Origin of the sequence: Bacillus sp. JJ1533 (assembly GCF_036965045.1) — a bacterium.
Taxonomy (GTDB): domain Bacteria; phylum Bacillota; class Bacilli; order Bacillales; family Bacillaceae_L; genus Ferdinandcohnia.
Map to the genome: position 1 here is coordinate 1 of NZ_JBALOV010000047.1, position 20446 is coordinate 20446.

The window sequence follows — 20446 nt, forward strand, 5'->3', positions numbered from 1 at the left end:
GTATTGTAGTTATTATTCTTTTCTCTTCATTAATAAAACTGTTAATCTTATACCTTCAGTTCATAAAAAAGTTTAATGTAAACCTAGATTTAAAGTTCGATTATTTATTAGTACTATCATTAATCAAAGAGAGTACTCCCTTAGCAATTGCGTCGGCAGCAGCTTTATTATATACAAAGATAGATCAAATAATGATTGGTGCAATGTTAGGAGTTTATGAAGTTGGGGTGTACTCAATATCAAACAAGATGATTATGGTTGTTGCTATCGCAATAGGTCCTGTTCAAATTTCAATATTTCCCAAAATGCTTGATTGGTATAATAATAACAAAGAATTATATTATACAAGGTACCAGTTTATTACTAGTATTATAACCTGGTTTTATATAATCGGTACAATTTGTTCCTTTTTAGTATTACCTTATCTATTTAATAGTATATTCAGTAAAGACTATTTAAAAAGTCTAGATGTTTTCTATATTCTAGTCCTAAGTACATTTTTTATGTACAATGCCACATTAAGAAGTAGTCATTTTACAATAACAGGGAATTCGAAAATTTTGATGATTTCCCAAATATTTGCCGTTTTTATCAATATTATATTAAATTACTTTATGATACCAAAGTTTGGGGTGTTTGGTGCTGCCTACGCAACTGTTATTACACAATTTATTTCTCTGTTTTTGTCAAATCTTTTCTTTAAGGAGGGAAGAGAAATATTTTGGTTACAATTAAAAGGCATAAATCCAATGAATATCATAAAGATGAGATAATTATTATAAAGGGTAATTGCTGTTTTTTGATAAAAACATAGTGTGAATGTTAAAAACTCTTGCAAATAGAACTTCTTGCTTTTTCAATTATCACTAAAACGTTTTTCTATTTTATAAAGGATATATTATAAAGAGACTTCATATCAATTTGTAAATATTTAGCCTCGGTGTTTTGTAAAGAGAAAATATATAGCATAGGAGAATATAAATGGAAAACAAAAAAAAATTAAAAGAAATTCAACTTGGACGTTTTTTATTAAGTGAAGAATCAGCTTCTTTTATAATAGCTGAGATTGGAAATAATCATAACGGGAGTCTAAATCTCGCAAAAAGGTTAGTTGATGAGGCAGTTACGGCTGGTGCAGATTGTGCGAAATTTCAATTAAGAGATTTAGATTCACTATATAAAAATAAAGGTAATGCCAATGATGCAAGTGAGGATTTAGGGTCACAATATACACTTGATCTGCTTTCAAGATTTCAGTTATCAACCGATGAAATGATAGAGGTATTTGATTATTGTAAAGAAAAAGGGATACTTCCACTTTGTACGCCATGGGATCTTAGAAGCTTAGATGTACTAGAAAGTTATGGTATGGAAGGATACAAGCTTGCATCAGCTGATTTAACAAATCATGAACTTTTAAGAACTATGGCTAAAACAGGAAAGCCTTTAATATGCTCAACGGGTATGTCTACTGAAGGTGAAATTGCTGAAGCAGTTAACATTTTAAACGAGGAAGGTGCTCAGCATGTTATTTTACATTGTAACTCTACATACCCTGCACCATTTAAAGATGTTAATTTAAATTATCTAGATAGATTAAAAGAATTAACAGGAAGTTTAATTGGATATTCTGGGCATGAAAGAGGTATATATATTTCAATTGCTGCAGTTGCAAAAGGGGCTAAAGTGATTGAAAAACATTTTACACTTGATAGAAATATGGAAGGAAATGACCATAAAGTCAGTCTCCTACCTAATGAGTTTAAAGAAATGGTAGAAGGTATTCGTCAAGTTGAACTATCTCTAGGAACTTCACAAGAAAGAATAATGTCACAAGGTGAAATTATTAATCGTGAAAATTTGGCAAAAAGCCTTGTGATCAATTGTGATTTAAAAGAAGGAGAAATTATCCTTGAACATATGATTGAAACTAAAAGCCCAGGTAAAGGATTACAACCAAACAAAAAAAATGAACTAATAGGAAAAATAGCAAAGAAAGACTTTAAAGCTGGAGATTTTTTCTTTGAATCTGACTTGCAAGATGAAATTATAAAAGCAAGAAATTATGATTTCCCTTTAAAATGGGGTGTTCCTGTTCGATACCATGATTTCAAAAAGATCTTAGAAAAAACGAATCCAGATTTATTAGAGTTTCATTTAAGTTATAAGGATTTGGATGAAAATATTGAAGATTATTTTGAAGAAGTATATGACATGGACTTTGTTGTACACATGCCCGAACTTTTTGCGGGTGACCATATATTAAATTTATGTTCGCTAGATGAAGAATACAGACAACATTCTATTAGTGAAATGCAAAGAGTAATCAATATAACAAGAAAGTTAAAAAAATATTTTAAAAAATCAACTGTTCCAATGATTGTTACAAATTTGGGTGGTTTTACTGAAAATGAACCACTTGAGCCCATGGATAGGCAAAAATATTATGACTTAATTGAAAAAAGTTTGAAAGATTTAGATACAAATGGTGTAGAGATAATTGCACAGACAATGCCACCTTTCCCTTGGCATTTTGGTGGGCAAAGATTCCACAACCTATTCATGGATCCAACTGATACATTTGAATTTTGCGAAAAGAATAACATGAGGGTATGTTTCGATATTTCGCATTCAAAACTAGCATGTAATCACTTTGGTTGGTCATTTGAAGAATTTGTAAGGGAAATTGGTCCTATCACAGGTCATTTACACATTGTAGATGCAAAAGGTATTGATGGCGAGGGCCTCCAAATCGGGGAAGGCGATATAGATTTTAATTCTTTAGCAATGTTACTAAAAGAATTTGCTCCTCAAGCATCCTTTATTCCTGAAATATGGCAAGGTCATAAAAATGATGGGGAAGGTTTTTGGATTGCTCTAGATAGATTAGAGAATGCTTTTAAATAATTTAACAATATTTTTTTAATAAAGTTTTTTTGCTATCAATAAGCATTTTATTACTTTTGTGTAAAACGTGAGGGAGGATATCATGAAGTTAGTATTATTATCTGGCGGGTCTGGAAAAAGGTTATGGCCACTTTCTAATGATGCAAGGTCAAAACAATTTTTAAAGGTCATGCGAGATAAACAGAATAACCAAATTTCAATGTTGCAAAGAGTTTGGGGACAACTAAAAAGAACAGGATTAGCAAAGGAATCTTTAATTTCAACAAGTGTAGCGCAGGTTGAGATGATAAAGAGCCAAATAGGTATTGATGTCCCACTCCTTACAGAACCGGAAAGAAGGGATACTTTTCCTGCAATAGCATTGGCAGCAACATATTTATTTTCTGAAACGGGTTGTAGCTTAGATGAGATAGTTGGGGTATTGCCGGTCGACCCATATGTGGATGACAGTTTTTTTCTAAAAGTGAAAGAAATGGAAGAAGTGCTTACTCTATCAAAAGCTGATATAGCATTAATAGGGGTGACGCCTAATTATCCGGCGGAAAAGTTTGGATATATTGTTCCGAAAAATGACAACTTAAATAATTATAAAGATGTTGACTATTTTATTGAAAAACCTGAAGAACAAAAAGCAAAGGAGTTAATTGAAAAGAATGCTTTGTGGAATTGTGGTGTCTTTGCTTTTAAACTTGGTTATTTAATTGATATTTTAAAAGAGAAAAATATACCAACTGATTATAATAAATTATTATCTAATTACAATTATATGCCAAAGAATAGCTTTGACTATGAAATTGTAGAAAAAGCAAACAAAATAATCACCTTAGAATATGAAGGATACTGGAAGGATCTTGGTACTTGGAATTCTTTAACAGAAGAAATGTCTACAAATTTATTGGGTAAAGGTGTTATTTCAGAGGATGTATTTAATACCAATGTTGTAAATGAATTAGATATACCTATAACTGTAATTGGTGTAAGTAACGCGATTATTGCTGCTAGCCCAGATGGCATACTTGTGTCTGAGAAAGACTCAAGCCAAAGAATTAAAGAATATATAAGTGATTTTGATGGTCGTCCGATGTATGAGGAATATTCATGGGGATGGTATAGAGTTTTAGAATATACTAAGTATGTAGCTGGTAACGAAGTTCTGATTAAGCGAATTGGAATAAATGCAGGGAAGAATATGAGTTATCAGATGCATTTTAAAAGAAGTGAAAATTGGACAATAACTAAAGGTGAAGGATTTTTTGTTATTGATGATAAGCTAATTCATATCAGGTCTGGTGATATAATACAAATTCCAATAGCCTCTAAACACTCTGTTCAAGCAATAACAGATATGGAGATTATTGAGGTGCAAACTGGTACTGAACTAGTTGAAGCTGATAAACATATCATAGCAGATAGCTGGGATGATATTGTTAATGCCTGCAAAGGTGAAAGTGGTGAAAAAATCTCCAATCAAAAAAATTCTGTTTTAAATAGTTAATGAAAAAATGATATGAGTTACATACATTGGAAAACAAGGGGATGGTTACAACTATCCCCTGTTTTTTTTCAATCAGAAACTAAATTGTGTTTTCATCTTTCCCTATTGCACTTTATGAAACTCAATTCTTGAAAAGTTTTTAAGAATAGAAGGAGTATAGAACAAAACATAGAATAAGTAATTTGAACTAGTACCCTCGGTATATACAAATCTCCTTTGTTACTTCTTTTTATCAACGGTCCAATCATCCAAATACATTTAATACAATTAATTTTCATCACAATATCTATTTATTTGGAGGATTTTATGTTTAAAGTGATTTGAAGGGGCGCCTGAACAACTTGGAAAAATATATATTTTAAAGGAATTTAGGAGATTTGTCCTTTAGGCCTGTAATCTTCTTGGAACATTTCTTTTTTATTCAACCAGTTTTACCCAGATCCTCTGAAATCACTACTGATACCTTGTCACGATTACTCCATCTACGTTATTTCCTGAAATCTCATATTGGGAAAAGATCGGTTCTACCATTTCGAGTGTTTCTGGAACAGGGTGGTATGAGATAACGTATGTTTTTTCGCCATAAGTTGTCTTCACGGTCATTTCCATTTTCAGATATTCAATGTATTCCTCCAACACAAACTTCTTTTCTTTCATAAGTACACTATGAGGCAAACCCACATACCGGAAGTGCCAAGGTTCATATTCAATTCCGGTAATATCTATTTTGTCCCTTGGATATCGCAAAATAAACCCGTATTTCCACGCATTTTCTTCCATCCATTTGCCTTCTGGTGCATACTCCATTTTCATTAGGGTAGATCCCACATCAATTGATAATCCTAGATTATGTTCACTATACCCTGGTGGCAAAGCGTAGCTAGATCCGATCTCTTTATAGAGTTTTGCTTGTTCTTCAAAGTTACGAAATCCATTATTCAAAGAAAAGTGAACTAATCCATCCTTTTTCGCTGCCTTTATTAACTTTGAAAATTGGAGTCCTGCCTCTTTTGATAGAGAAATAGAATTAATGCTTGTCCCGAATTGTTTCCTCATTTCCGATATTGCAGATAATGGTACAATATCTTCTATTATACTATTTTGTTTAATCGGAAATGAATTGTTGACTAATAGCAAGTCTCCTTGAAAAATATGATTTTCGTTTATATCAATGGTTTTGATTTTCTTTATTGGAGACTCTCTTTTAATCATATTGGAAACAATTTTTAGTTCAGGCTGTGTTCCTTCATATTGCTGAAGGAAAGGACTAGAGACCACAGAAGTAGCAGCTATAATCAAACTCAAGATTGATAGTAATAATATCCACTTTTTCCTCCGTTGCATTTTTTCGCCCCCTTTACTTAATCCAATTGCATTTGAATCTTCGGTATTCCTTTTACTACAAGAGACGTATGAGATTTTGGTAAGTAAGACTCGGTATTGACTGTATGATTATCTTACATTTTTATTAAATTTGTTACTATGGTATTCAAGCTTATTTAACATTTTTTCTCTAATTTTTGGATCCCTAGCGTCTTTGGTCAAACGTGCATAATATTTCATATTAAGTAAATGCCAATATTTTAAAAACATTTTATTGCCACCTTACAATAAACTTATAATTATTATATCGACAAAAGTCGACAATTTTTAATGTCTTATGGCATGACCCTCGGAGATGCAAAGTTTTAGAGACAGAGGTACGGACAGGTTCCTCGTCCCAGAACGGAGATTATTAAGGAAAAGGAATATTGGTACTATTAATTTTCTGTCAACTGTACCCTTTACAGGGTGCCGTTTTCATTACAAAATGTTTCATTCCTATTATAAATATTAAAAATCAGCGCATGCTGTTTCTTTTTCTAAAGATAAACTTTATAATGCCCACTATATGGTTTTTTAAGGGGATATGATACTTCTAGCTTAAGGAAGGAGATTGTTTATGAAAAAAATGTTGTTTACATTCATAACATGTCTAATGGCCGTAGGTTTAGCAGCATGCGGAGGAAATGAAGAAAGTAAAGAAGCCAAAAATGATGATAAAGCAAAAACAGTGGAAACCGATCAACAGAAAGAACAGCAAAAGCAAATGGAAGACATGCAAAAGAAATTAGAAGCACAGCAAATAGATGAAAAGAAAACTGTTGCTATTGTGAATGATCAAGAAATTTTAGGTAGCGATTATAATGGCGCTTTAGCGTCAATACAAGGACAAATGCAACAAATGGGACAAGATCCGACTTCTAAAGAAGCTGCAGAGGAAGTGAAAAACCAAACAATAGACAGCTTAGTCGCACGAACATTGCTTCTTCAAGAGGCAGATAAAAAAAGCTATAAAGCTTCAGAGGCAGATATTAAGAAGCAGCTGGACCAAATAAAAAACCAGTTTAAATCAGAAAAAGAATTCCAAGATGCTCTCAAAAAATCCGGCATGGATATGAAAACAATTGAAACTCAAATTGCTGAAGGAATTAAGCTTCAACAGTACATTGAGAAAGAAGTGCCTGCTGGTGAAATAACTGATGAAGAAATACAAATAGCGTATGATGAATATGCAGAACAAGGAAAGAGTTCTGGACAAGACATTCCAAAGCTTGAAGAAGTAATACCGCAAATCAAACAATCTCTTCAACAGCAAAAACAGCAGGAAAACCTCGCTCAACAAGTGGAAGAGTTAAAGAAAAATGCGAAGATTGATATTAAGATTTAAGATGTTACACAAAATTTTACAGAGACTCGGGGCTGCTAATTAACGCCCATCAAACGAAAAGAAGATGGATCTCTACACCATGTAGGGTTCGTCTTCTTTTTTATTTACTATTTTAAGTGATATTTATGAGGCCTTGTATAGCAGCCACTACACATACATTCGACCCTACTATACTTTATCTCCGCTAAATCTGTTTTATGCTTTTACATCCACATAAGAATTGTGTCGAAATTACTCTAACGATGGAATTCCTATAGTATAATTTACCTATAGTTAATTAAATGCTTAGATCTAAAGGACAATACTTTAAAAAGATTAGCATGCGCATCATTGAGGTTTGGATGCTCACAAATATTAGGACAATATAAAAATATCAAACATCCTAAAAATGTAATCTACTTTTATTTGTGCCAATCGTAGAGGAAATGAAAATAGACTTGAGCCCTTAAAGACTGATTTTATAGAGAAGGTAAAGTGTAGGGGGAAATACCATGAGTAAAAAAGATGAAGCATTAACACAATTTGAGAGTGTATTGGTTGAACTAAAAAAGGGCCGAGAAGAAAGTGCTGCTACTGCTGCTGTAGGACAGAGTAGAGAAAACGCCAATATCTCGGGAGCATTATTTAAGCTCATTTTTAAATTTTGGGGAGTAAAGATTTTTTTAATAATTACATTGCTTCTCATAGTCATCGCATCCGGAAGCTTTTGGTTATTCTCCGGAAGTACGTTTAAAAAGGAAAGTACAGCATTTGTAGAGAAAGTCCAAGAATTAGCAACGCTTGCAACGGCAGAAGCCCATGTAACAGCAGTCATTGAGGAAGAGGATAATAAGCTGTTCGGAAATGATATTTCGGTTAATCTACCAGGTACAAAGAGAGAGATCATGTTAATTGTTCCTGCCACAGTCATTGCTGGAGTTGATCTTAAAGGGATAACTTCAGATGATATAAAAGTCAATGATAATGAAAAGGAGATAGAAATTGTCCTGCCACGAGCCGCTCTTATACAGGAACCAGCAATTCAGATGAATAAGGTGAGAACATTCTCAGACGAAGGATTATTCCGTGGGGAAGTCAAGTGGGATAAAGGATTTGACTTAGCAGCAGAAGCACAGGAGAAAATCAAAGAGGAGGCCATTGAAGTAGGCTTATTAGAAACAGCAGAAAAAAGTGCAGAAAAGGTCCTTAAAGGATTTTTTAGCAACCTGGGCTATACTGTGAAACTAACATTTAGGGAAGTATGATTTTGATTATATGCAAATTCCACAAGTAAAGAGTTTGCCCAAGGAAAAAATGTTACATGAGTGTATATGACGTATGCTCCTTAATTACCGCTTTAAGTGACGATGTTACCCTTTGCCCTATATTAAGTTATTTGATTCTATAAAGCAAAATGACATACTGACCTATATTCAAATTAACATTTGTTTATGAATACTTTAGGAAATGTTACTATTAATAAAACTATAAATGAAAGGATGGCTATGTAATGCGTTTAAAGGGAAAAAAGATTATCGGTCTTATTCATCACGACTTTGAAGATCTAGAATTATGGTACCCAGTTTTGAGGCTTAGAGAAGAAGGTGCTATTGTTGATCTTGTTGGTGAAGAGCCGAAGCAGAAATATATAGGGAAGTATGGTGTCCCCGCCGTTTCTGATTTTGCGTATGGTGATATAAAGGCAGAAGATTATGATGCGATTTTAGTACCGGGAGGTTGGGCACCAGATAAAATTCGTAGGTTTCCCGAGGTATTATCTATGCTACAGCAAATGAACGATGCCGAAAAGCCAATCGGACAGATTTGTCATGCAGGTTGGGTATTGATCTCAGCTAAGATATTGGAAGGAAAAAAAGTTACGAGTACGCCAGGAATTAGGGATGACATGGAAAACGCAGGTGCGGTTTGGTATGACGAACCTGTTGTGACCGATGGACATCTTGTATCAAGCCGCCGTCCACCAGACCTACCAGATTACATGAGGGAATTTATTAATGTCTTAGCACAAAAATAGTAATGAGTTACAGTGCTAGACCCCCGACAAAGATAAAGTTTTATAGTTTTAAAGTAGTTAAGGAGATCTATCCTTTTGGGGTGCCTATAATTTTACGGGCACCATTTCTTTTTTTGTAGACCCCCAACAGGGGATGTGAATTTAAGATTTTATTAGTCTATGATTAAGCTGGTTACAACGAATACGATGTTTTAGTCAATAAACTGGACGAGACTCTATAAGATAAAATTATATTTGTAAGTTGTAACGAAGAAGTTGTTGTGGAGAAAGTGTGAAAAACCCACAGACAATCGAGTCGTTAATTTCTAAAGATAATTTTTAAAAAATAAGTACCCAATATGATGGTTTTAGTTCGTCAAAGAAATTAGCCGCAAAAGAATTTCACGATAAAGTAGTAAACGAGGAAATCGAACTTGAGCAGGAAACAGTTTCTAATATCAAACTTAGTTTAAAACATTAAATATAGTAGTGTGCAATTCAAAGTTATAATAGCTGCCATTTATCCTGATACTAGACAGAAAAAGAAAGCATGTTCGTCTGTCTAGTATCAAGGGGACTTTTCTATAGGAAGTTGAAAAAACGTATGATATTGCATTTGTGAAAAGAGCTGTTTATCTAGAAAACTATGCGAATACTGCAATTTTACGTGCGATTGATTCTGTTAAACGAGATGCTACTTTTGGAACAGCCCATTTAATAATGGGTGTTAACACCGCACCTGATATACCGCCAGCATGAACTTCCACTGTACAAGTCATTGTTGTTTTACCATTAATCTCTGCTGCAGTAAATTGACCGCTTCCTGTAAAATTATCCGATAAGCCTTTTAGCTCAAACTTAATATTCGAAGGTTCATTCCATTCGGTTATATCGATCTGCGTTTGTACAGTCTTTTTAATCCCTTTTACACTACCTTCAAATGTCCAAATCGATTGCTTGTCATTGATGATTTCATGTTCTTTATAGGCCGGTACTGCCGTTGCCCACTTTTCAAGATCGCTAACATAATCCCAAACTGCTTGTGCATCAGTTGGAATTTCTACTATATGTGTCCCTGTCGCCATTATGATTCCCACTTTCACTATGTATCAATGGTAAATTTATATTTCTACAAAAGTTAATTATTACATAAAATATATAATCTTACATCTCTTGATTTGGGGTAAAGCACGTTATAGTACAAGCATTTTATTCGACTACAGATAGTTGAGGTAAATTAGACAGTATGGTGCTATTTTTTCACGTTAACCTGTACTAATCATGAAATTACATTTCAATCAAACGTTTGATTGGCAGTTTAACGCAACAGCAACAAGCTTTTTAAAATTCAAACAAACGATTGAATGAATGACTTTTCGGGTGGGCCAAAACCGCTGTTATAGTGGCGAAATGTGATAAATTAGTATTTTAGCATAGTGGATGAGAAGCGGGTTCAGCTTTTCACCTCTTTTTATCACAATCTGTCTTAGACCTCCCCAAACAGGAAGTCCCTAACACATTTTTAAAAATCTAAATAACTTTATATTACAGATGTTTGAATTCCTTTTTTGGAGTAGGTGGTATAAAATGGGTATGGGATTTTTAAAATACATAAACTCCCTCATTGAATAAATAACTAATAAGTAATACAATTACCTATAAAGTAAATCAAAGGGGATAAATTATGTGATTATAGAAGTAAAAGAAGAGAACGCACATATTTTGGAATGTTTTTCATCTAGTACTAGGATTAAGATTATTAGTCTTTTAAGTGAGAAATCTTACAATATTAAGGAAATTGCAGAATTATTAAATATATCACCGGGGATTGTAACTCGTCATGTTATAAAATTGGGAGAAGCCGGAATTATTCGTTTTGAGAACATTCCTGGTAAGAGAGGTACTCAAAAGATATGTTCCTTGGCTTTTGATGAAGCAATCCTTAAGTTTCGAGGTAATGAAAAGGAAGATGGTCAATACAACGTTACTATTCCAGTGGGTCAATATTGCAATTATCAGGTGAATGGTCTATGTGGTCTCTCTACCCACACGAAAATCATTGGTGAGGTGGATGATCCTCGTTACTTTTCAGATCCGGACCATGTTAAAGCTAATCATCTTTGGTTCACTAGTGGTTTTGTCGAATACCGTTTACCAAATTATCTAGAAGAAGGGAAGCGGTTAACGGGCATTGAATTCTCAATGGAAATTTGTTCGCAGGCCCAACGCTATAATGATGATTGGCCATCTGATATCTCCTTTTTTATTAACCAAGTCCACCTTACAACATGGACAAGTCCTGGTGACTTCGGTAATATGAAGGGCGTCTTTACACCTGCTTGGTGGAGCGGGTCCCAATATGGACTATTAAAAACAATCAAAGTTAATAATGTTGGAACATTTATTGATAGTGTTCAAGTATCAGATGTGAACATCGATGACATTAGTATTGATCATAACAGCGAAATTTTATTAAGATTGGCATGTTTAGAAGAGTCTCCTAATTGTGGGGGGATTAATCTATTTGGGAAAAAATATGGAAATCATAATCAAGATATAGAAGTAATTATAAAATACACTTAAAAAGTAGTAGACCCTAACGCTTAAATTTAAGCGTTAGGGTCTTTTTAATTTGAAGTAAAAAATTTATGAATATTATCAAAATTCTCTTGACTGAAATAATAGTTTGGAATAAACTAAGTGTTAATTGGAATACCTAGAGGTTATTAAAATAACTAAAAGGTAAACTAAACATTTAATAAATATGGAGGCGGTTAGATGAATTACGATGCAATGAAGATAGGATGTCAGGCAGGTTGGAGAAAACATAAAAATAATCCTGTAATCGGTGACGATAAAGACTTTTGCTTTGATAAGCACGTGATCAAAAGGGAAGATGGAACATTTGAAATGTTTTATTCTTGGAGGACTCATTATTGTATTGCTCGTGCTGAAAGCTCTGATGGGTTTCGTTGGGGAGAACCGAAAATAGTCCTTGAACCAAGAATGGATTCTGGATGGGAGGAGGATGTAAATCGACCTACGATTATAAGGAAGGACAATGTATATCATATGTGGTATTCTGGCCAAACCTCAGGAGGATTGGCAGGGGAGTCATGGACAGATTCATATATGGAGGCATCAAATATGGAGAAGGGTACTTCTTATATTGGCTATGCAACAAGCGAAGATGGCGTTAACTGGAAAAGACATGATCAACCTGTATTAAAACCGAGTGCGCCTTGGGAACTTCAATCCTTAATGTGCCCAACTGTTATTTGGGATCAAGAGGAAGAAGTATACAAGATGTGGTATTCAGGTGGTGGATGGTTTGAGCCTAATGCAATTGGCTATGCAACAAGTAAAGATGGGGTGAATTGGACAAAGTATTCTGACCAGCCGATCTTCACTGCGAAAGAGGAGAATATCTGGGAAAGGGAGCGAGTTGCGGGTTGTCAGGTGATTAAGGATAAAGATTGGTATTATATGGCTTACATAGGATTTGAGGATTTATTTAAGTCTAGAATCTGTTTTGCTCGATCTAGAGATGGAATCACTGAATGGGAAAGACATCCCCAAAATCCTATCATATCTGCCGGTATACCTGGAGGATGGGATTCGGAATCGATATACAAACCATTCATGCTCTATGATGAATCTAATGATCGCTGGTTAATGTGGTTTAATGCTAGAACAGGTACAGTAGAAAGAATAGGTATTGCTATTCACGATGGAAAAGACCTAGGGTTTTAATTTTATAAAAAACTAAACAAGGGAAGTGGGGTTCAATTATGAAAAAGTTTAGTATTCTATTAGTCTCTTTACTTTTGATGTTCAGTTTAATCGCTTGTTCAAGTAATTCATCCGGTAATGACGATCAAAAGATGGAATTGACATTTTGGTCATTATTTGGTGGCGGGGATGGTGAATACATGAAGGCGATTATTAACTCATTTAATAACGAACATCCTGAGATTTATGTAAAAAGTGTTGATATCGAATTTAGCGAGTTTTACCCCAAGTTAATGACAGCGGTCTCATCAGGTAATGGTCCAGATATGGCAATTACACATACATCTAAATTGCCTGAACTTGTAACCGAGGGCGTCGTTACAGAATTAGATGATATTGCAAAAAGTACAAATTTCGATTGGGATATGCTGAATAAAAATATTTTAGACGCTACTGTAATTGATGGAAATCACTACGCTATTCCAATTGATACTCATCCATATGTGATGTACTACAATAAAGATATATTGAATGACTTGGGTTTACTGGATAGTGAAGGGAAACCAAAGTTTGAAAGTACACCTGAAGGATTTTTAGAATTTGGAGAGAAGTTGAAGTCTGATTTACCTGACAACATTCACGCTATCTCTATGCCTTATAAATTATTGTATCCATACCGATTATGGTGGTCTCTTTATCATCAACTGGGAGGAAATGATTTAATCGCTGAAGACTTGGTAACACCTTCTATTGATATGGAAAAAGCAGTTAAGGCTGCAGATTATATGAAGGAGTTTTATGATAAAGGTATTTTTTCTAGGAATATGGAGCCAAATGATGCAGCAAAAGCATTCCAAAGCGGAAATGCAGCTCTATTATTTGATGGAGTGTGGACGGTTGGCGCCTTCTCTGAAACAAAGGGACTGAACTTTGGTGTAATGGGTGTACCTCAAATCTATAATGAACAGCTTACTTGGGGAGATTCTCACACAATAATAATGCCACTTCAAAAGAAAGAAGATGCTAAAAAAGAAGAAGCTATTATGACGTTTGCGAAGTATGTTGTTGAAAACGGAAAGGATTGGGCAAAAGCAGGGCATATCCCGAGTAAAAAGGATATAGCAGATGACCCAGATTTTAAAGAACTTCCTCATCGAACCGAATATACAGATGTTGCAGATATGGTTGTCTTCCCAAAAGCATCAAAATATAATTGGATTTTACAAAATGAAGTTATACGACAATTGGATACTGTTTGGAATGGAGATGCACCTGCTGAAGATGCAATAAATGAAGCACTAGAAGTCATTGATAGAACAATAGAGTAACAACTAAAACTAGCCAGTAGGCTTGAATCTTGTTGTTCAAGCCTACTGAAAATAGTAGGTGAAAAAATGAGGGGAAAAAAGAATACCAAATCAAGTATGAAGGCCATTGCATTTTTATTTCCTTTTCTAAGTCTTTATATTCTATTTACGATATATCCAATGATAAAAGGCCTAGAAATGAGTTTTTATAAATGGAATCTAATACGGAAGATTGAATTTGTTGGTTTAGATAATTATAAAAAGATGCTAAATGATCCGGGATTTTGGGAGTCACTATGGAATACTACATTTTTCGTAATAGTTTCTACCCCATTATTTGTCGTTATTTCTTTGCTTTTAGCCATGGTCAGTAATGTAAATTCAAGATTAAAAACCTTTTATAGAGGCGCCTTTTTTTTACCATATATACTATCTGTTTCGGTAATATCCTTTTTGGCTATATTCATGTTAAAGCCTTACACGGGTTTTATCAATGGATTTCTACATATTGTAGGTATTTCCGCAGAACCGTATTGGCTTGCCGAGCCAGCACTTGCTTGGATTTCAATTATTGTTACAACCTTATGGTGGTCGTTAGGATTTAACTTAATCTTATATTTAGCAGCATTACAAGAGATTGACCCTAGTTTGTATGAGGCTGGAAAAATGGACGGGGCTAATAAATGGAAACTCTTCTGGCATGTAACAGTGCCAATGCTAGGTCCAATAACCAAAGTAATTGTTTTGTTACAAATCATTTCTTCATATAAACTTTTTGCACAAGTTTGGCTAGTAACAAAGGGTGGTCCTGGAACGACGACTAGGCCGATCATCCAATATATTTATGAGACAGGATTTGTAGATAATAATTTAGGCTATGCAGCTACCATGTCATATGGATTATTCGTAATCCTATTAATTCTTGCTGTCTCACAATATAAACTTACAATGAATAAACGGGGAGGGAGATAAAATGTTGCGTAAAAATATAGTAAAAAGGCTACCACATATTTTTTACATGTTATTAGCTATTATTTTCCTTATTCCGATTATTTGGATGATCTTTGTATCATTAAAAACTGAAGAAACACAAATTAAAACTTTATTAGACTGGTTTGTTCCGCCCTATTCCTTACAGAGCTACATTAATACGATAAAAGAAACGGATGTACTACTGTGGATGAAAAACAGCTTGATAATAGCTAGTATTCAGACTGCGCTTACAGTTGTCTTTGCTTCAATGGCGGCATTTGCATTGTCACATATTAAATTTAGATATAAAAATATCATTTTTGCACTAATTATCGCGGGACTAATGGTACCTGGAGAAGCAACAATTATATCCTTGTACGAAGTTGTAAAGAGTCTTAATATGTTAAATACATATGAAGGAATAATATTGCCAACCATTGCTGCACCCATTGCAGTTATTGTATTGAAGAACTTTTTTGATGGAGTGCCTAAAGAAGTAATAGAAAGTGCAGAAATAGATGGGTGTGGTACATTTAGGGTATATTGGCAAATTATTTTACCACTTTCCAAGCCAGCCCTTGCAGCTATAGCTATATTTATTTTTATAGGATCATGGAATAATTTCTTATGGCCATATTTAACTCTCACATCACCAGAAATGTATACACTTCCAGTTGGGATTCCAACCTTAATGTCCACCTATTTGGTTGACTTTGTGGTTCCAATGACAGTTAACGCTGTGGCATCTGTCCCTGTAATCATATTATTCCTTCTCTTTCAAAAGCAGATCATCCAAGGGATTAGCTTTACAGGAGGTAAATAGGAAAGAAGGTAAGACACGGGGAACATATTTTCTTGCTTTAATTTCATTTCGACATCGTAAGACACTCTTTATAGGGTGTCTTTTTCTGTAGTGTGTAGACATGGAGAATAATCATCATCCCTATACTTCTTCATCCGTTCCTCAAACAATCTTTTTTTCTCCTCAAAGCTGGATGCGTGGGCTGGTTCCTGTGTAGCGGTGGTAATCACTCTCTTATCCTTTTTATAGGCAGTGTCGGGTTCATTGCTGTGAACACTCTTATGAAACCAATCCGGTATGATTTCCTGTCTAGTTTGCTTTTTCATAGATGGGTGGTTCATTTGATTTTTATATGCAAGACGCGCAGCTTGTACATCCTCACTTGTCTGATAGCCCTTATCCACCCAATCTCGTAAGATCGCCTCGACATAGCTCCACCGCTTTGATGAATTTTCTATAGCCAGTTTCATAGCCTTAATCACAAGCTCGTCTGATAAATCCGTACACCAAGCATTGATTTTGTCAGCGATACGTTAAGGATTTAGATAGATTAAAAAAAGCCTAATTCCTCTGTATTTTTTACGAGAAATTAGGCTTAGGATCGTTAACAAACGCCCCCGTTAGGATGAAAAATTTAGATGAAATGACCATAACTTCAGTTGATTTTGCACAGACACCCATTCGCAAATTGTTAGAAATCGTCCAACGAGGAAAATATTCTTTTGTTCATTATTTTGCCTCAAAGTTATAGCGGTTTACTCACCTACCATACCGTCATTATCATTATCGCGCATGTAGGGGTATAACCAATGATCACTTGTTATTGGCATACTAAAACCTGCTGCTTTTGCTTCTTTAATAGTAACAATTCCATTACCATTTGTATCAATACTAGAAATATCACCGGTTTTATTTGGACTAGTTGAATTTTTGTTTGAATTAGTTGAATTAGAAGGCTTACTGCCTGTTAAACCAAGTGCTGCGTTTACTTCATCAGGGTTTACATTGTCAAATTTATCAATAATCACGTTACCCTTTATAGTATAGGTATACTGATACTTTGAAGGAATCTGTGTTTTTGTATTCGGATATGTGATAATTGCTTCAAAATTAGTCGCTCCACCTGCCTTACGGATCGCGTCTTCCAAATAAGCTTGGTCACCATGTCGGTTGAGTGTACTATCTTGTGGGGTAATATTATAAGCATTCGATACCCCTCCGAGAGAATCAGCAATGATATGTCCTTCATCTAAAACGTCACTTTCGACACCAGGAACCTTTGCCTCATCAGAATAGTATCTGCCAGATGATAATACTGGTTCGTTACGGTCATCCTGTAGAATGATTTCGTCTGCAATGACACGTACCAGCTGACCGTATTCATTCGTAAATGCCCAATATTCACGGTCCCCAAAACCAATATCAACGACGACGTTAGGTTCACGATGCCCAGACAAATTACCGCCATCAACTTCAATTAGTGTATATCCAGCGAACAGTTCATTATTTGGTTGGGGTGGTGTTTCCTCTACTACTGGTTCATCAACAACCGTAGCGATAACTTCTTCTTTATCTGTATTAACTGTGGTTACTTCTTGTGGATCTGTTTCTACATCTGTAATGGATGCATCTTCTATATCGGTACAACCAAACATAAAGATGGTCGTTAAAAGTAAGATTAAATAGTTTATTTTCTTTTTCATTTCAGGATCTCCTATAATAGTTTCATATTGTTCATTTTAAAAATCTCGGAATGATAACATAGATTAACACTGTTAACCTATTGTTAATAGTACATTCTGTGATTACACATATCAACTACTATTAAAATCCAAAAATCCTGATTTGCTTTTTCTAACACTTACGACTCGAATCTACATTCGGATATCAATAATCATTCAGTTTAAGAGTTGTTAAGGTAATAAAAAAATAATCCCATCTCATTATTTGAGAAAGGATTAATTCATACAATATCTTAGAAAGGCCAATAAGTGATAATACACTATTTTTCACAAGCAAAATTATCTTTATCTCTAACCATTTTAGGGTGATAGGCTATATGATTAGAAGCTACGCCATTTGGATATTTCTTTCTTAGTTCAGTATAATTGGAAAAGTCCTCTGATCCTTCACTTGAAGCTGCGACTGCAACTGCTTCAGCTTCCAGAGTTGCCAAAGGATGTAGCGCTCTTAGTCTTGAGTTCCTAAATTTCAGTAAGAGTTTGAACCCCGACTGAATTGGTTACTGCTTAATAAATTTAATACCAAAGGTAATGTTACAACATCTGTACAAAATCTTTGCTATGTAGCGTTGTGGCTTTTTACAATTATGCACTAAGTGACCTAAATCGTGTGGGCATAAAAAATCTGGGCACAAATACGCCAAGGCGCCTTTGATTGTTAAGCCGACAATAATTCAGATTTATTCTTACCTTTTTTCTTAGCAACGAGATTTACAAAAAGCGTAATGATGAATGCACATAGTAAGCTTCCTAGCATCGCAATGATAAATCCGACTGTGTTATTAGATAGTAAAGGTGCCATGACTGAAGGAACATAAGCCGTTCCACGTACATCGAAAAGACCTACAAGCAAGCCTCCCAAACCAGATGAGATGACTGCTCCAGCAAAAATAAACTTGTTAGAAAACATGAAAGGATAGGCAGCTTCAACAAATGTTCCGAATCCCACGTTTATTAAAAACCCTGGCGCGGCTACTGCAGCTTCACCTTTGTCCCGAGGGGCAACAATATTGGCTAAAGTGATACCAGCTGACACCATTACGAGACCGACCATGTCTACGGCGCCTAAGAAGCTATTTCCTGTTCGTTCCATTTCTAGTAAGACGATTGGGAGTATAGCTGCATGATAGATGCCACCTATGATGGCTGGCCAAATGACTAAACCTGCGATTAAGCCTGCAAAAATCGGGTTCATGGATACGAGTGTATCTAGTAAGGAACGGATTCCTTCTCCAATTTGAAGGGCGATTGGAGCAATGAGAAAATAAACGATGAGTCCTGAGATTAACCCGGCAATTCCCCCAGCTGCAATGTTGACCGTTGTAGCTGGAAATTTCCACTCGACACATTTTCTAAAAATATATTGAACTAACAGTCCAGCACCAATCCCGCCGATGATTCCCCCAATGATTCCGCCGTTAACCGATAGAACCCCTGCGACAATGCCGGCAACAATGGATACATCATCTAAATCGGACACCTGCTTTGCTGCAATAACAGCTAGAATAACGGGGAGTGCTTTGATCATGACATCAAAGACATCACCCATCATGGATAACGCCGGAATTTTACTTAATGCCAATACTAACGCCATCGCAATAAAGCCAGGTAGAGAGGACAGCATCATACCACGAATATTGATTCGCTTCCATGGTAAACCAGCTACATTTTGAGTACTTTCAGAGCTGGCTACTTTTCCGATAATTGGACGATAGGAGATGCTCCAGTGCTTACTTAATGAAGTCATGAAGGTCACCGCGCGTGTCCGATTAGTGGTTCCAGTCGTCCCGGAAGTAGAAATAACATTAACCCCTTTTGAACTAATCGTTGCCATAGAGGTACCACCTGTTCCGGTCGCCGGCAACTTTCTTTTTGCTGCGGTTTCAACAACATGCTTGTTAGCCCCATTGGGGTCCGCACTCATAAAGATCAATCCATCTATTTCACCGTTTTCAATTTTAGTAGCAATCTCCTGATCCATTTTTTCAGCTTCGACATTGATTTCCTTTAATGTTCCTTGAGCTATAATCGTAGGTTTATTCTGCTCCGGATCCCAGCCATATATGGTGGTCTCCGTTGATTCTTTCACAGAATCCATCGATCCTTTTGCTGCAATAAACTGAAGAGACGCACACTTCACACCAGCGGCTTCTATTTGTAAAAGAAGTTCACTCAGAAGCTTTTCAGGCTCCTTCCCTCCAAGAGAATAAAGATTCCCCCCACTGCTGCCGATAATAGCAACTTTCTTTTTCATAACTGACTCCTCCAACTATCTAAGTTTATGTAACTATTATACTTTAGTATATTAGTTAATTAAAGTAGTGATAGGGTAAAAAGAAGAGAAACATGGGGACGGTTCTATCGCTTGCTCTGCTAAAGTTTGCAACGTTAATGTGCTAATGGATGCGCTTTTGTTGATAATTGGCACACAGTTATAAACAAAGGTATGGTCACAGCTACGTACGGAAGCCTGGCGAAGAATGTTATGTTAATTACTAGCACCGAAATGTAACACTGATGACATTGCCATTAATCACTGATTGACAAAGAATATACCAGTAAATTACGGTTTACCTTTTGTATAAAAAGGGACGCAAGGACAGGTGTAACTACTATCTAGAATCAACAGTTTTCCACTAATAAGGTTAAAGGGAGCGGAACTTTGCATATTTTTCTTGCATAGCTCCGCACTTTTAAAACATCATAGCATCAAATTCCTCTGTCTATGAATTTAGCGCACTATTTTTTCACTTTAACCTGTACTAATCAGGAAATTAAATTTCAAT

The 20446-nt window shown here is 35.2% G+C and carries 17 protein-coding genes; 11 read left to right on the forward strand and 6 right to left on the reverse strand.

Annotated elements, in window-relative coordinates; all coding sequences use genetic code 11:
- From V7138_RS22965 to V7138_RS22975, 3 genes are all read left to right on the forward strand, one after another.
- Window positions 1–773 (forward strand): oligosaccharide flippase family protein (locus tag V7138_RS22965; RefSeq protein WP_335402060.1); only part of this gene is annotated, 773 nt, incomplete at its 5' end.
- Between the two features lie 208 nt (window positions 774–981).
- Window positions 982–2907, forward strand: coding sequence for an N-acetylneuraminate synthase family protein (locus tag V7138_RS22970; RefSeq protein ID WP_335402062.1), 1926 nt, complete (start codon window positions 982–984; stop codon window positions 2905–2907).
- 82 nt (window positions 2908–2989) lie between these two features.
- Entirely contained in the window at window positions 2990–4402 is a 1413-nt protein-coding gene (locus V7138_RS22975) for a sugar phosphate nucleotidyltransferase (RefSeq protein WP_335402063.1), read from the forward strand.
- A gap of 453 nt (window positions 4403–4855) precedes the next feature.
- Here V7138_RS22975 and V7138_RS22980 read toward each other — a convergent pair whose 3' ends face one another.
- A complete protein-coding gene (locus V7138_RS22980) occupies window positions 4856–5746 on the reverse strand; it encodes a M15 family metallopeptidase (RefSeq protein ID WP_335402065.1) in 891 nt (296 codons plus the stop codon).
- A 598-nt stretch (window positions 5747–6344) separates the two neighbouring features.
- Here V7138_RS22980 and V7138_RS22985 point away from each other — a divergent pair.
- The 3 genes from V7138_RS22985 (at window position 6345) to V7138_RS22995 (ending at window position 9126) form a co-directional block, all read left to right on the forward strand.
- Window positions 6345–7112, forward strand: a complete 768-nt coding sequence (locus V7138_RS22985; RefSeq protein ID WP_335402067.1) for a SurA N-terminal domain-containing protein — start codon at window positions 6345–6347, stop codon at window positions 7110–7112.
- Window positions 7113–7603: 491 nt separating this feature from the next.
- Complete coding sequence (locus V7138_RS22990; protein ID WP_335402069.1) at window positions 7604–8356, forward strand: DUF4230 domain-containing protein; 753 nt, start codon at window positions 7604–7606, stop codon at window positions 8354–8356.
- A gap of 245 nt (window positions 8357–8601) precedes the next feature.
- Window positions 8602–9126 carry a type 1 glutamine amidotransferase domain-containing protein gene (locus V7138_RS22995; RefSeq protein WP_335402072.1) on the forward strand — a complete coding sequence of 175 codons (525 nt, stop codon included), beginning with the start codon at window positions 8602–8604 and terminating at the stop codon, window positions 9124–9126.
- A gap of 623 nt (window positions 9127–9749) precedes the next feature.
- Here the strand turns inward: V7138_RS22995 and V7138_RS23000 are convergent.
- On the reverse strand, window positions 9750–10190 hold the full coding sequence (locus tag V7138_RS23000; RefSeq protein ID WP_335402075.1) for a CoxG family protein: 441 nt from the start codon (window positions 10188–10190) through the stop codon (window positions 9750–9752).
- A 601-nt stretch (window positions 10191–10791) separates the two neighbouring features.
- On the opposite strand from V7138_RS23000, the gene V7138_RS23005 reads away from it, so the two are divergent.
- The 5 genes from V7138_RS23005 to V7138_RS23025 all read left to right on the forward strand — a co-directional run bounded on the left by V7138_RS23005 (window position 10792) and on the right by V7138_RS23025 (window position 15939).
- The gene (locus V7138_RS23005; protein ID WP_335402077.1) at window positions 10792–11688 is read left to right on the forward strand and encodes an ArsR/SmtB family transcription factor; all 897 of its coding nucleotides are present in this window, start codon (window positions 10792–10794) and stop codon (window positions 11686–11688) included.
- A 195-nt stretch (window positions 11689–11883) separates the two neighbouring features.
- Window positions 11884–12858, forward strand: coding sequence for a hypothetical protein (locus V7138_RS23010; protein ID WP_335402080.1), 975 nt, complete (start codon window positions 11884–11886; stop codon window positions 12856–12858).
- A gap of 38 nt (window positions 12859–12896) precedes the next feature.
- On the forward strand, window positions 12897–14165 hold the full coding sequence (locus tag V7138_RS23015) for an ABC transporter substrate-binding protein (RefSeq protein ID WP_335402082.1): 1269 nt from the start codon (window positions 12897–12899) through the stop codon (window positions 14163–14165).
- 66 nt (window positions 14166–14231) lie between these two features.
- Window positions 14232–15116 (forward strand): carbohydrate ABC transporter permease, encoded by an 885-nt coding sequence (locus V7138_RS23020; RefSeq protein ID WP_335402084.1) that lies wholly within the window; start codon window positions 14232–14234, stop codon window positions 15114–15116.
- Between the two features lies 1 nt (window position 15117).
- Window positions 15118–15939, forward strand: a complete 822-nt coding sequence (locus V7138_RS23025; RefSeq protein WP_335402086.1) for a carbohydrate ABC transporter permease — start codon at window positions 15118–15120, stop codon at window positions 15937–15939.
- A gap of 68 nt (window positions 15940–16007) precedes the next feature.
- Here V7138_RS23025 and V7138_RS23030 read toward each other — a convergent pair whose 3' ends face one another.
- The 4 genes from V7138_RS23030 to V7138_RS23045 all read right to left on the reverse strand — a co-directional run bounded on the left by V7138_RS23030 (window position 16008) and on the right by V7138_RS23045 (window position 19914).
- On the reverse strand, window positions 16008–16448 hold the full coding sequence (locus V7138_RS23030) for a DnaD domain-containing protein (RefSeq protein ID WP_335402100.1): 441 nt from the start codon (window positions 16446–16448) through the stop codon (window positions 16008–16010).
- A gap of 225 nt (window positions 16449–16673) precedes the next feature.
- On the reverse strand, window positions 16674–17621 hold the full coding sequence (locus V7138_RS23035; protein WP_335402088.1) for a DNA/RNA non-specific endonuclease: 948 nt from the start codon (window positions 17619–17621) through the stop codon (window positions 16674–16676).
- 299 nt (window positions 17622–17920) lie between these two features.
- Window positions 17921–18094 carry an excalibur calcium-binding domain-containing protein gene (locus V7138_RS23040; protein ID WP_438824395.1) on the reverse strand — a complete coding sequence of 58 codons (174 nt, stop codon included), beginning with the start codon at window positions 18092–18094 and terminating at the stop codon, window positions 17921–17923.
- A 224-nt stretch (window positions 18095–18318) separates the two neighbouring features.
- On the reverse strand, window positions 18319–19914 hold the full coding sequence (locus tag V7138_RS23045) for a PTS sugar transporter (protein WP_335402090.1): 1596 nt from the start codon (window positions 19912–19914) through the stop codon (window positions 18319–18321).
- Window positions 19915–20446 lie beyond the last annotated feature (532 nt).

Coding starts and splice junctions, on each gene's coding strand:
- V7138_RS22970 (WP_335402062.1), top strand. CDS start 982: ATGGAAAACAAAAAAAAATTAAAAGAAATTCAACTTGGACGTTTTTTA.
- V7138_RS22975 (WP_335402063.1), top strand. CDS start 2,990: ATGAAGTTAGTATTATTATCTGGCGGGTCTGGAAAAAGGTTATGGCCA.
- V7138_RS22980 (WP_335402065.1), bottom strand. CDS start 5,746: ATGCAACGGAGGAAAAAGTGGATATTATTACTATCAATCTTGAGTTTG.
- V7138_RS22985 (WP_335402067.1), top strand. CDS start 6,345: ATGAAAAAAATGTTGTTTACATTCATAACATGTCTAATGGCCGTAGGT.
- V7138_RS22990 (WP_335402069.1), top strand. CDS start 7,604: ATGAGTAAAAAAGATGAAGCATTAACACAATTTGAGAGTGTATTGGTT.
- V7138_RS22995 (WP_335402072.1), top strand. CDS start 8,602: ATGCGTTTAAAGGGAAAAAAGATTATCGGTCTTATTCATCACGACTTT.
- V7138_RS23000 (WP_335402075.1), bottom strand. CDS start 10,190: ATGGCGACAGGGACACATATAGTAGAAATTCCAACTGATGCACAAGCA.
- V7138_RS23010 (WP_335402080.1), top strand. CDS start 11,884: ATGAATTACGATGCAATGAAGATAGGATGTCAGGCAGGTTGGAGAAAA.
- V7138_RS23015 (WP_335402082.1), top strand. CDS start 12,897: ATGAAAAAGTTTAGTATTCTATTAGTCTCTTTACTTTTGATGTTCAGT.
- V7138_RS23020 (WP_335402084.1), top strand. CDS start 14,232: ATGAGGGGAAAAAAGAATACCAAATCAAGTATGAAGGCCATTGCATTT.
- V7138_RS23025 (WP_335402086.1), top strand. CDS start 15,118: ATGTTGCGTAAAAATATAGTAAAAAGGCTACCACATATTTTTTACATG.
- V7138_RS23035 (WP_335402088.1), bottom strand. CDS start 17,621: ATGAAAAAGAAAATAAACTATTTAATCTTACTTTTAACGACCATCTTT.
- V7138_RS23045 (WP_335402090.1), bottom strand. CDS start 19,914: ATGAAAAAGAAAGTTGCTATTATCGGCAGCAGTGGGGGGAATCTTTAT.